Genomic DNA, 12,504 nt, shown 5'->3' with positions numbered 1-12,504 from the left:
CGCCAAGCAGACGCAATGAAATGTGCCTTTAGGCGCAATCTTGAACCAACGATTCAACAGCACTCTGGGCGCTTCGCTTGCGATTTTATCAGCGCAGCAATCCCTCTTCTTCGAACGCATCCCAACCTTCCAACTTTGGCTGCGGAACATCTCCTTTCCGGGCTCTCCTGGCAGCTGCGGCCTTGCCCTTTCCCGAACGCGTCAGTGCGGCCTTGCCGGCACCGCGCCGTCTGTTTTCGGAAGCTTCCTGTGCATCTTCCTCCCTCCAAACAGTCGCCAGGTCGCGATCAAGAACGTCCTCGATGTGCCGCGGGTCAAAGACGTGGAAGGTCACCGCCTTCGATCGCCCACGCATCTTTACGGTTCGTGTCCCCATACTTTGCAGCCGACCGTCCTTGAGCCACTTGTGACGCTCGCGCGAAGAGATCGTGAGGATATCCTCTACTTCGCGTGGAAGCACGGGCAGCACCTCGATCCCCTCAAGCGTCTTGGAGATTTTCGCCGATACGGCTTTGAACTCATCTGCCTCGATTTCGGACATACGCAATGCAATGCGCCCGGTCTCAGCCTTGACACATTTTCTCACCGGCCACGGCAGGCGGGCTCGTATTTCGCGTTCGATGCCCTTTGTGCGCACTGATGATCCGAGCGTCGCTGACGGCAGTAACGGCCACTCGGCAATCAATGACGGGGAGCTGCTCATACTTCGCTCTGACGTTTTCCGATCCGACTTGCGATCCCGGATGAGCCTGGCACATGTGAGCCATGGCAAGGTGACGAGCCTCTCGTCTTCATAGCGCTGTTCTGATCCCTCTCTAGACGCCCACCTCGTCGGCGGTCGATCCCGTGCCGGGCAGGCGGTTGCGAGACATTCTGGCGATCTCCGGGCGGACAGTGATCTGTGTTTCGCGAAATGCCTGGCGGAACGCGCGCGGCGATTGGCCAAACTGCGCGGTGAAAGCTCGGGTGAAAACCGAAGGGTAGGAGAAGCCGCAAGCATAGGCGACATCCTTGATTTCACGCTCTTCATAAAAAAGCAGGTTGCGTGCCGCCTGCAGGCGCGAGCGCAGATAGAGCTGGTTCGGGGTCTGGTTGAATTGGCGAAGGCAGCAGCGCTCCAGTGTCCGCACGGAAATACCGAGGTGGCGCGCAAGGCTCTTCGGCGACAGCGGGAAATCGAGATTGTCTTCCATCAGCGCCACAATCCTGTGGGACAAGGAAGGTTGCGTCTCGCCAATCGCATCATCGTCCGTTCGCTGCGGATGAGTGCCCTCGCGCGGCGTATGGATGAGCGCATTGGCGACTTCCTTGGCAAGACTCGCCCCACGCAGCCTTCCGATCAGGTCGAGCATCATGTCGAGTGTCGCCACCCCGCCTGCGCAGAAGGCAAGTTGCCGATCGATGAAATAGATCTGGTTCTTTGTCTCGGCCGCCGGAAAATGTTCGAGATAGGACGACACAGCCTCCCAGTGCACCACTGCCTCGCGATCACCCGTGAGGCCGGCTGCCGCGATGGCGAAGGCGCCAGTGTCGACGCCTATGATCATCGATCCGTGCCGGTACGCATTGCGCAGGGCTCCGCGCACATTGGCCGATATGTTCTGCGTCGGCAGATTGCCTTCCAGGACGACCAGAAAGTCACACCGCGGAAAGTTGGCCAGATCGTGGTTGGCGGCAACCCACATGCCGTTGCTGGCGCGTACCGAGTCGCCCGAATCCGAAATCATGATCCATTCGAACAGATGCTGACCACTGTTCTGGTTGGCAATGCGCAGCGCCTCGGTCGCCATGATCAGGGCATTCATGGGAAATTCGGGTTGCAGCAGAAAGGCGAACCGCGGCCGGCGGTTGGAGGCGGCTGCGATGACGGGATTCGTATCTGTGACCACGACAAGCGTCCGAGAAAATTACTGATGACGTTCCAGATATATTATGTGACGCTATGGATCAACTCTTGGCCGGCCGATTGGCCAACACTGCCACCACGCCGAGAGCACGTTCTGGGACGGTCTCGACGAGGGAACATAGAAAAATAAGCTCTAACAGAGCGTGGTAAGCGCCCAGCGCATGCCGCGTGGGAGATTGTCATGGATTTGACTTCATTGAACAAATCGACTTTTGCCCTGAACCGCCGGACACTTTTGAGGTCGGCAGCGGCAGCCGGGGTCGGTCTTGCCGTTCCGCACATCTGGACCGGCCGCGCCTCGGCCGCGAACCCGATCGAGATCGTCCATTGGAGCTGGCTATCGGCTTCGGACGGCGAGGTGTGGGCCAAGATGATCGCCGCCTTCAACGATGCGCACAAGGACAAGGGCGTCCAGATCCGCATGGAGGTGGTTCCGGAGGAGCAATATGTAACCAAGGTGCTCGCGGCAGCGGCCACCGGCAAGGCGCCGGACTTTGGCTGGGGTACAGCGGGCAAGTCAGCCCAACTGGCGCGCGACGAGGTCATCATACCGCTTGATGATCTCATCGCCAGTTCGGGTCTCGACCTCGCCGACTTCAGCGCGACGTCGATCGCGGGCTCGCGCTACCCGAAATACGACAACAAGGTCTTCATGATCCCCATGGACCTGATGAGCCTTCAGCCTGAAATCAACCTCGATCATGTCAAGGAAGCGGGGCTCGATGCCAGCAAGCCGCCGATGGATGGCGACACGCTGCTGGAATGGGCGAAAGCCATGACCAAGCGCGAAGGCGACAAGGTCACCCGCTCGGGGATCATGATGACCGGTTCCGGCGTCCAGCCCACCGTCACCTGGGGCATCGTTGCGGAACAGATGGGTTTCCAGCGCGCCAGCGACGATCTGAAGACCGCCTGCGTGAACCCCGAGGCCGGCAAGGCGGCGATGCAATGGGTGCTCGACCTTTTCGACAAGCACAAGGTTTCGACCCGCGACGTCACCGACCGCTACAAGGCATTCGGAACCGGGCAGGGCTCGATCTTCTGGACCGGTCCGTGGACGCTCAACGGTTATGTCGCGCAGAAACTGCCGTTCAAGACGGTGCTGTTTCCCAAGATCGGCGCCAAGCACGTCACCTATCTCGAGATGGGCGGCCTGGAATTCTACAAACAGGCCGATCCAGGGCGCCACGAGGCAACGATGGCGGCCGTGAAATGGCTGTCGGACAACAGCTTCCTGTGGACCACCGTTGGGCGCGGCGCTTCTCCGCGCAAATCGATCCTGGAGCGTCCCGATTACAAGACCGCCGGCAGCCCGTGGGATATCCGCGGTGCCTTCGTCGACGGAATGAGCTTTGCCACCGTCGGCGAGATCCCGGTGGTGAATGGTCCCAACTTCACGATCTATTCGGGCGGAAATTTCCTCGCCAAGACGCTCGAGGGCGTGTGGTCGGGACAGACGACGATCGACGCAGCAATGCAGCAGATCCAGACGCAGTGGCAATCTGATCTGGACGAAGGCTGATCCCGGGGCAGTTTCCCGGGAACCTGGCTGATCGCTCCCCGTCGCGCCGAACATCGCGACGGGCCGCTCCCGACCATTGCCGCAAGACGGACAGATCGACATGACAACGGCAATCCTGCAAGGCCAAGACTTCCAAGGCCACGCCGACTTCGGAGCCGAGCGCCATCCGACCGATCGTGCGGGCTATCTGCTCGTCGCCTTCTTCGCGCTGCCGTTCTTCCTGTTCAACATCCTTCCCGTGCTGTTCGGCGTCTATGTCTCGTTCACGCGCTGGAGCATCGTTGGCACGCCGAAATGGGTGGGGCTCGACAATTTCCACAAGGCGTTCACCGACCAGTGGGTGGCTGTCGCGTTCAGGAACGTCTTCCTCTACGGCCTCGTCATCGTTCCCTGCGTGACCGGGTTCGGCTTGCTGTTCGCGCTTTTCGTCAACAAGCGCTATCCGCTATCGGGCCTGGCGCGCACGCTCTTTTTCGCCCCCACGGTCGTGTCAGCGACGGTGATCGGGCTTGTATGGGTCTGGATGCTCGACACCCAGTATGGGCTCGTCAATTACTACCTGTCCTTTCTCGGTTTCGACGACATCCCCTGGCTCACCTCCACGCGCTGGTCGCTGGTTGGCGTCAGCATCGCTTCGGTCTGGTGGGATCTTGGCCTTGCCTTCGTGCTGTTCCTTGCCGCCTTGCAGGATATTCCAGGCGAGATCATCGACGCGGCGCGGGTGGATGGTGCCAACCGCTGGCAGCGCTTCAAGCATGTGATCCTGCCGCATCTGCGACCGGTCATCAGCATGGTGGTGACGCTGCAGCTGATCTCCACGCTGCGCATCTTCAGCCAGGTCTACGTGATGACCAATGGCGGCCCGGCCAGTTCCTCGTCCTCGCCGATCCACTACATCTACAATCTCGCCATCGTCAGGAACCTGTTCGGCTACGCCGCCGCGGTGTCCCTCTTGCTGTTCGCGTTGATCCTGGCCATCACCGTGGTCCAGCGCTTTCTTCTCAGGGAGCGTGCGTGATGACCGCCTGGCTGGATCAAAAGCTCGAGGCGCGCGGCCTCGAAAGAGCGGATCTCTTCATATGGCCGCTCGGCATGGCCGTCGCCGTTCTCTGGGGGTTGCCCTTCGTCTGGATGGTGTCGACCTCCTTCAAGTTTCCAGGCGATGTCATGACCAAGGACATCGAATGGCTCCCCCACCGCATCACCTTCAACAACTACATCAAGGTCTTCGACTACCCCGTCATACGCTGGGGCTTCAACAGCGTGGTGCAGGCGACGGTGTCGACCTTCCTCTGTGTCCTGTTCGGTGCGATGGCGGGCTACGCGTTGGCGCGCATGCGGTTTCCCGGCCGGGACACACTGTTCTACATCTTCCTCGCCTCGCTGATGATACCCACCGAGGTTTCGGTGATCCCGTTGCTGCTTGGCTTCGTCAAAATCGGCTGGGCAAGCAGCTACCAGGCGCTCATCCTGCCATCGATCGGCAATGTGTTCAGCGTCTACATCTTCCGCCAGTTCTTCATGTCGTTCCCCAAGGAATTGGAGGAGGCCGCGAAAATGGACGGCGCGGGACCGTTCAACCTGTTCTTCCGCATTGCGCTGCCGCTCGCCCGGGCACCGGCAATCGCGGCTTCGGTCATCATCTTCACCCTGAACTGGAACAACTTCCTGTGGCCGCTCCTCGTCACCTTCGACGAGTCGATGAAGACGCTTCCCGTCGGCATAGCCGCCTTCACGCCAGTGGTCGGAACGCAGACCCAGATCGAGGGCTATAGCGTCGCCATGGCGGCGGTGACCATCCTGAGCATCCCCAGCCTGCTGCTGTTCTGTTTCCTGCAGCGCTATTTCATCCAGGGTCTTTCGCAGGGCAGCGTGAAACAATGACGGTACGAACCTATTCCCGCGCCGATCTAATCGATCCTCTGCCGGGCCAGCACTTCATTGACGGCAAGTGGCGAAAATCCGCTGAAGGCCGGACATTCGAAACGATCGATCCCAGCACGGAAGCGGTGCTGGCAATCGTGGCGCGCGGCGATGCCTGCGATATCGACGCCGCGGTCAGGGCCGCGCACCGCGCGCTGCATGGCGACTGGCGCGACTTGAGCCCGGCCGAGCGCGGACGCCTGCTCTTCAAGCTCGCGGATTTGCTGGAAGCGGACGCTGAACGATTTGCACTGCTCGAAACGCTCGATGTCGGCAAGCCGGTCAAGGAGGCGCTCGGCGACATCAGGGGCGTGTGCGCGACGCTGCGTTACAACGCCGGTGCGGCCGACAAGATGGAAGGATCGACGATTCCGCTCGGTCGCGATTTCGTCGACTTCACCATGCTGGAGCCGGTCGGCGTGACCGGCCATATCGTGCCCTGGAACTATCCGCTGGGCATGGTTGCACGCTCGGTGGCGCCGGCACTTGCCGCGGGCTGCACGGTCGTGATCAAGCCTGCCGAGCAATCGCCGCTGACGGCGCTGGCCTTCGCTGAACTCTGCCAGAAAGCTGGATTGCCCGATGGCGTGGTGAATGTCGTGGCGGGCTTTGGCGAAGACGCAGGCGCTGCGCTCGTTTCGCATCCCCTGGTGCGCGGCATCACCTTCACCGGATCTGTCGAAACGGGGCGCAAGATCTACGCCGGCGCGGCACAGGGGCTGAAGCCCGTGGTGCTCGAACTCGGCGGCAAGAACCCGATGGTCGTGTTCGAGGATGCCGACCTGGAAAGGGCAGCCTTCGACGCGCTCGACGGCGCCTTCGGCAACAGCGGCCAGGTCTGCTCCTCGTCGTCGCGGTTCCTGCTGCATCGATCGATCCGCGAGGAATTCCTCGACCGGTTGGCTGAGGGCGCGGCCCGGCTGACGGTCGGCCGGGGTCTCGACAATTGCGATCTCGGGCCTCTGGTCTCGAAGGAGCAGCATGCCAAGGTTCGATCCTACATCGACGGTGGCCGCGCATCGGGAGCGACAGTGCGGCTCGGTGGCGGCCGTCCGAAAGGGCTCGAGACCGGCTATTTCGTCGAGCCGACCATTTTCGACGGCGTCGATCCGGCAAGCACGCTTGCCCGCGAAGAGATCTTCGGTCCCGTCGCCGTGGCGCTGTCCTTCGATACCGCCGAAGAGGCGCTCGCCATGACCAATGGCCTCGGCTTCGGGCTCGTCGCCGGCGTCTACAGCCGCGACATCTCGCGCGCCCTGACATTTGCCCGCGACGTCGAGGCCGGCTCGGTCTGGATCAATGGCTGGTTCATCGGCGGCGTCCAGGCGCCGACCGGCGGCATCAAGGACAGCGGGGTCGGCCGCGAGCGCGGATTGCCCGGCATCCGCAACTACCTCAGCATCAAGAATATCGGAATTCGGCTGTAGGCCGAAAAAACCAAGACATCCCAAAAGAGGAAACCAGGGAATGACTGTTATGAAAGACGTTGAACACTTCACGATCTTCAAGGATCCGGCGCATTGCGTCAACCAGATCGCGACGCGGCTTCTGAAGAATGGCGATATACTCGCGGTGTTCAACGAAGAGCGCTTCCCCTTCCATCACGACAGCGGCCAGACGCTGATGACCCGCTCGAAGGATGGCGGCAAGACCTGGAGCCCGCCAAAGGTCGTGCTGCCCTGGTCCGAAACGCAGGGCAACTGGGACTGCGGCATCTGCGAAACGCAGGACGGCACGCTCATCGTCAATCTGACCATCACCGGCTTCTTCAAGCGCGGCATCAAACCCGAACAGCCGTCATGGAGTTCGCATCCCAACACCAAGGAATGGGGCGACTGGACCTGGGCCTACAAGACGCAGGCCTGGCTCGGCACCTTCGTCGTCAAGTCGAAGGACGGTGGCGAAACCTGGACGCAGCCTATCCCCGTCAATGTGCGCCCGCTCAAGCACGGCGGTTGCCGCCTCGGCTGCTGGGAGCTGCCGAACGGCTCGCTTCTGATGGGCCTCTACGGCCGTATCCATGGCTATGAGGAAGAGGGCGAAGGCGAAAGCACACGCTCGGCGCTGATGCGTTCGGACGATGGCGGCGATAACTGGGAATACTTCTCGACGCTGGGCTACGACCCGGCCAGCATCATCGACTATGAGGAGCCCGGCTTGGTCCGGCTAGCGGACGGCAGGCTGGTCTGCTTCATGCGCACGCATGTCAACCCGACCAGTGACGCCAAGAACATGGTCATGATCGTATCCGAGGACGACGGCTTCAGCTGGACCCCGCCGAAGTGGACCAACATCTGGGGCTATCCGCCAGAGCTCATCGCGCTTCAGGATGGCCGCTACCTGATGGTCTACGGCTATCGCCGGCCGCCTTATGGCGTGCGTGCGATCATTTCGGACGACGGCATCAACTGGGATGTGAAGAACGAGTTCGTCATCCGTGAGGGCGGCGTGCCCGGCCAGACGGTGACGGAGACCCCCGGTTCGAGCCGCATGTCGCCGGCTTCCGGCAAGATCGACGGCGGTGGCGTCGACTGGAACCACCCCGGCATCTACCAGCACATCGGCTACCCAAGCGTCGTCCAGACGCAGGACGGCGCGATCGTCTGCTCGTATCACGAATGGAGCGACGACCCGAAGCCGCTGCAATATGTCCGTTGCACGCGCTTCCGGGTCTGAGCCGTCAATGACATCCGGCGCGGCAGCCTTGATATCTCGAATGGATCACCAGACGATCCATTGCGATCCGCATGCATACAGCGCGCATCCGCATCTCACGGTTGCGGCCAACGACAATTGGCTGCTGGTATTCACGCAGTCGCGCCGCCGTGCCGGGGTCCTGCATCCGCCGCAGGACCCGCTGTACTGCAACATGCTGATGCGATCGGCGGACGAGGGGAGAAGCTGGTCGGCTCCCTCCATCGTCCCCGACTTCGGCTGGCAAGGCGTGGAATGCGCCGGCCTCACCCCGCTTGGCTCGGGCGTGGTGCTTTTGAACCAGTGGCGGTTCGACTGGCATACGCTCGCCTATGCGCAGGCCCACCTTGCGGCGGGCACTTACAAGCGCCCGGAGGAGTTGATGGGCGCTGAAGCCATGGCTGCCGAACTCCAGGACTGGACGCCGCGGAAGTCCACGCTTGCGGAACGCTATCCCTGGGCACGCGGAGGCGGGCAGACATGGATTCATCGTTCGGTCGACGGTGGAAGCACTTTCACCGCGTCGACGCGCATCGACACATCGCCCTTCAGCGGCGGCTACGGCATGCGTGGCGGCATCGAGGTCGGCGGCGAAATCATGCTGCCGCTCTGCGATGTACCAAACTATGCCGCCGTCTTCACCGTGCGGTCGGGCGACGGTGGCCAAAGCTGGTCCGTGCCGCATCTCCTCGCGGCGGGCGAAGGGCATGCCTTCGAGGAGCCGGCGCCCATCCTGCTGCGCGATGGCCGTGTCGTCATGCTCCTGCGCGACAATGTCTCGCGCATCCTGCATGTCGTCAGTTCGGAGGATGGTGGTGTCTCGTGGAGCGCCCCGTCGCCGACCGGGATCGAAGACTATCCCGCCGATATGGTGGAACTCGACGACGGCCGCATCGCCTGCGTCGCCGGAAGGCGGCGCGCGCCTTTCGGCATTGCGCTCTATATCTCGCAAGACAAGGGGAACAGCTGGAATTCGGCCAGTCCCTACATGGTCCGCTCAGGCCTTCCCAACCGGGATCTGGGCTATCCGTCGCTGGCGCTGCGCGCCGATGGCAGCCTCTACATCGTCTACTACGCGCAGGATCCCCAAGGCATCACAGGCATCCATGCCAGCGTCCTCGTGTCCGACGCTGACGGCTGGCGCCAGGAAGGACTTGCTTATGGCCAAGGTTGAGCTTTCGGGCGTCTCCAAGAAATTTGGCGAGAAGATCATTATCCCCGGCGTCGACCTGACGGTCGAGCATGGTGAATTCCTGGTCTTCATCGGGCCGTCAGGCTGCGGAAAATCGACGTTGCTTCGCATGATCTGCGGCCTGGAGCCGATCAGCGGCGGCACTGTGGCGATCGGCGGCAAGCCGATGCGCGGCGTGCCGCCGGCAAATCGCGGCGTGGCCATGGTGTTCCAGAGCTATGCGCTCTACCCGCACAAGACGGTCGCCGAGAACATGGCCTTCTCCTTGCTGATGCAGGGCATGCCGAAGGCTGAGCGTGACAAGAGGGTCGCTGCTGTCGCCGACACGCTTCAGCTTGGCCCGTTGCTGGGCCGGCTTCCCAAGGAGCTTTCCGGAGGACAGCGCCAGCGCGTGGCGATCGGCCGGGCGATCGTGCGCGAACCCGAAGTGTTCCTGTTCGACGAACCGCTGTCCAATCTCGACGCCGAACTGCGTGTCCAGATGCGGCTTGAACTCGCCAAGCTGCACAGAAGCCTGGGCGCCACGATGATCTATGTCACGCACGATCAGACCGAGGCGATGACGCTGGCCGACCGGATCGTGGTGTTGCGCGACGGCGTGATCGAGCAGTTCGGAACGCCAGCGCAAATCTATGATGCGCCCTGCAACCGTTTCGTCGCCGGTTTCATGGGATCGCCCAAGATGAGTTTCCTCGAGGCTTCCGTCGAACGGCAGGACGGTACGTGCCTGACGCTGCGGATCCCGGGAACGATTGGCGGCAGCGTGGAACTGAACCTGGCGCAGCCGATGGCGCTCTCCGGTAGCGTGATCGTTGGCATCAGGCCGGAGCATTTCAACACGCACCGGACTGCCGGCCCGCGGCTGCAGGCCGATGTCGAGTTCGTGGAACGGCTCGGCGGCGAGAGCTTCCTGCATGCGCCCGCGCATCCGGCGGGCGCGCTGGTCATGCGTCAAGGCGACGAGGAGGCAAGGAGCATCGGGCCGGGAAAATGCGAGGTCGGCGTGGATTGGCGCAGGGCGCATCTGTTTGCCCGGGACGGCAAAACGATACCGCTCAAACGGGAGGTCTAGGGCAGGAAACTGTCCCGGCCGGACTCCGCTTCGTCAATTCGGACGGGCGTGAGTGACGGTCAACGCGAAACGAACAGAGCGGCGGGCGATGACAACTGCCAGGCCTGCATGAAGGAGATGACTGTGGACTTTGAAAAATTGAAATCACGTCTGGCGGGATGCTACGTAACAATACCAACGCCGTTCGAGGACAGCGCTGGCTTTCCGGTCAATCACCAGGCGATCAGGACCTATGTCCGGTTCCTGATCGATAATGGCCTGAACACCGAATATGCCACGCTCCTGGCGGGCGGGGCGGCGGGTGACTTTTCGACGATGTCGTTCGAGGAGCGGATTGGCGTTGGCGAAACCGTTGTCGACGAAGCTCGGGGGCGCGTTCCCCTGGCCTTCGGCGGTCAATCGACCAGTACGCTGGAACTGGTGCGGCTGGCGCAGGCGGCGCAGTCGATGGGCTTCGACTTCCTGCAGGTATCCTGTCCATTCTACTTCACCCACACGGAGGCCGATTTCGAGGAGTTCGTCATGGCCGCGGCCAAGGCGGCGCCCCGCATCGGCATCATCGTCTACAATACGTTCTGGACTTCGACGAGCCTGTCGTTCGGCATGATCGATCGCCTGGCCAGGATCGAGAACGTGGTCGGCCTGAAATGGGCGACGCCGCGAACGGACGCCATGGAATTCGAGGATGTCACCTCGAATTTTTCCAGGCGCTTCACCATCATCGACAACAATCTGTTCTTTCCATATTCGGCGATGCCGTCGCTGGGCGCACAGGCATTCGAGGTGCACCTCTGCAACTATTGGCCGGAATGGGGCATCAAGCTCATCGACGAGGTCAAGGCGGAGAACTACCCCGAGATCGCGCGGATGATGGTGGAAGAGGCCATGCCCTTCTACAAACTGTGGGTCGAGATCGAGAAAGGCTACACGAGCGGCGACGGCTATCTCGACAAATTGTGCATGGAATTGATCGGGCTGCCGTCGAGCCGCTGCCGTCCGCCAACACGTGACATTCGTGAAAACTATCGTGCGAGGACGCTTGACATGATGCGTGCCGCGGGCGTGCCACGCCTCGTGGCCAACTAGACAACATCGGGAACATAACAAGAAGCGACAAAACAATAGGAGTGACCGCTATGACCAATTTCAAGAATTTGATGCTTGGAGCAGTAGCAACCACCATGTTGCTGGTCGGCGCCGCCAAGGCCGACGACGATGTGAAGTTACGCCTCAACTGGATGTATTACGGCTCGCATGCCGGCTTCGCCCTCGGCAAGGTGAAGGGCTTCTACAAGGACGCCGGCATCAACCTCGATATCCGCTCAGGCAACGGTTCGGGTTCCGCGCACCGCCTTGTCGCAAATGGCGATAGCGATTTTTCCTATGGCTCGTGCGGATCGATGGTGAACCTTGCCTCGCAGGGCGCCGCGCTGATCTCGGTGGCTGTGATCGACGCCATGGGAGCGGATGCGGTACTGGTTCGCCCCGACGCGGGCATCACCAAGATCTCCGACCTCAAGGGCAAGAAGCTGCTCACCACGTCGAATGCCGGTGTCAACACCTTCTTCCCGATCGTGCTGTCAACGGCCGGCCTTTCGCCTTCCGACATCACACTCACCAACGTGCCCGACGGCGCGCTCGTATCGAGCTATCTGCAAGGTGCCGGCGAAACGGTGGGCATGCTTGGCGGCATCGACGACAAGCCGGCCGAGATCAAGAAGAACGGCGGCGCCGCCCCGGTGATCTTTCCTTATTCCAGCTATGGCGTGAACCAGATCGGATATTGCATCGTCGCTCGCAAGGACATGGTCGCGAAAAACCCGGACCTTGTGAAACGCTTCGTGCAAGCCACCATCAAGTCCTACAAGGCGGCCGAGGCCAATCCGGACGCGGCGATCGCGGCGATCGGCGACATCGTCGGCGGAACGATGAATGAAGACGAGGGAAAAGCGCAGGCCCGCGCGGTGCTCGATGTGACGCTCAGCCTGCTCTATTCGGCGGCGAACAAGGACAGGACACTCGGCTTGAACGTTCCGTCCGATTGGGAAAGCATGGTGACCCTGATGAAAAAGTACAATGACCTCGATCCCAAGGTCGACGCCAAGCAATTCTACACCAACGACTTCGTCAAGTAATTGGCGCACCGGAGCGGCTTGCCGTCGCTCCGGTGCTCGCTGCGGCCGGGACCAGATTGA

At 61.7% G+C, this 12,504-nt stretch carries 11 protein-coding genes; 9 read left to right on the top strand and 2 right to left on the bottom strand.

Annotated elements, in window-relative coordinates:
* Window positions 1-88: 88 nt before the first annotated feature.
* Entirely contained in the window at window positions 89-703 is a 615-nt protein-coding gene (locus tag ABVQ20_RS14875) for a hypothetical protein (protein ID WP_354460273.1), read from the bottom strand.
* Between the two features lie 112 nt (window positions 704-815).
* On the bottom strand, window positions 816-1,889 hold the full coding sequence (locus tag ABVQ20_RS14870; protein WP_354460272.1) for a GlxA family transcriptional regulator: 1,074 nt from the start codon (window positions 1,887-1,889) through the stop codon (window positions 816-818).
* Between the two features lie 198 nt (window positions 1,890-2,087).
* Between ABVQ20_RS14870 and ABVQ20_RS14865 the strand changes: the two genes are divergently transcribed.
* From ABVQ20_RS14865 to ABVQ20_RS14825, 9 genes are all read left to right on the top strand, one after another.
* Window positions 2,088-3,428, top strand: coding sequence for an extracellular solute-binding protein (locus ABVQ20_RS14865; protein ID WP_354460271.1), 1,341 nt, complete (start codon window positions 2,088-2,090; stop codon window positions 3,426-3,428).
* Between the two features lie 100 nt (window positions 3,429-3,528).
* On the top strand, window positions 3,529-4,446 hold the full coding sequence (locus tag ABVQ20_RS14860; RefSeq protein ID WP_354460270.1) for a carbohydrate ABC transporter permease: 918 nt from the start codon (window positions 3,529-3,531) through the stop codon (window positions 4,444-4,446).
* The gene (locus tag ABVQ20_RS14855) at window positions 4,446-5,312 is read left to right on the top strand and encodes a carbohydrate ABC transporter permease (RefSeq protein WP_354460269.1); all 867 of its coding nucleotides are present in this window, start codon (window positions 4,446-4,448) and stop codon (window positions 5,310-5,312) included. The genes ABVQ20_RS14860 and ABVQ20_RS14855 overlap by 1 nt, the downstream gene beginning before the upstream one ends.
* Window positions 5,309-6,778 (top strand): aldehyde dehydrogenase family protein, encoded by a 1,470-nt coding sequence (locus ABVQ20_RS14850; RefSeq protein WP_354460268.1) that lies wholly within the window; start codon window positions 5,309-5,311, stop codon window positions 6,776-6,778. The genes ABVQ20_RS14855 and ABVQ20_RS14850 overlap by 4 nt, the downstream gene beginning before the upstream one ends.
* A gap of 49 nt (window positions 6,779-6,827) precedes the next feature.
* Window positions 6,828-8,027: a sialidase family protein gene (locus ABVQ20_RS14845; RefSeq protein WP_354460267.1), complete on the top strand. Its 1,200-nt coding sequence runs from the start codon at window positions 6,828-6,830 to the stop codon at window positions 8,025-8,027.
* Window positions 8,028-8,067: 40 nt separating this feature from the next.
* Window positions 8,068-9,219, top strand: coding sequence for an exo-alpha-sialidase (locus ABVQ20_RS14840; protein WP_354460266.1), 1,152 nt, complete (start codon window positions 8,068-8,070; stop codon window positions 9,217-9,219).
* Entirely contained in the window at window positions 9,206-10,309 is a 1,104-nt protein-coding gene (locus ABVQ20_RS14835) for an ABC transporter ATP-binding protein (RefSeq protein WP_354460265.1), read from the top strand. The genes ABVQ20_RS14840 and ABVQ20_RS14835 overlap by 14 nt, the downstream gene beginning before the upstream one ends.
* A 123-nt stretch (window positions 10,310-10,432) precedes the next feature.
* Window positions 10,433-11,395: a dihydrodipicolinate synthase family protein gene (locus ABVQ20_RS14830; protein ID WP_354460264.1), complete on the top strand. Its 963-nt coding sequence runs from the start codon at window positions 10,433-10,435 to the stop codon at window positions 11,393-11,395.
* A 50-nt stretch (window positions 11,396-11,445) separates the two neighbouring features.
* On the top strand, window positions 11,446-12,444 hold the full coding sequence (locus ABVQ20_RS14825; RefSeq protein ID WP_354460263.1) for an ABC transporter substrate-binding protein: 999 nt from the start codon (window positions 11,446-11,448) through the stop codon (window positions 12,442-12,444).
* Window positions 12,445-12,504: the final 60 nt, after the last annotated feature.

Source organism: Mesorhizobium shangrilense, assembly GCF_040537815.1.
Classification (GTDB): Bacteria; Pseudomonadota; Alphaproteobacteria; order Rhizobiales; family Rhizobiaceae; genus Mesorhizobium; species Mesorhizobium shangrilense.
This window is presented reverse-complemented; position numbering and strand designations above follow the sequence as displayed.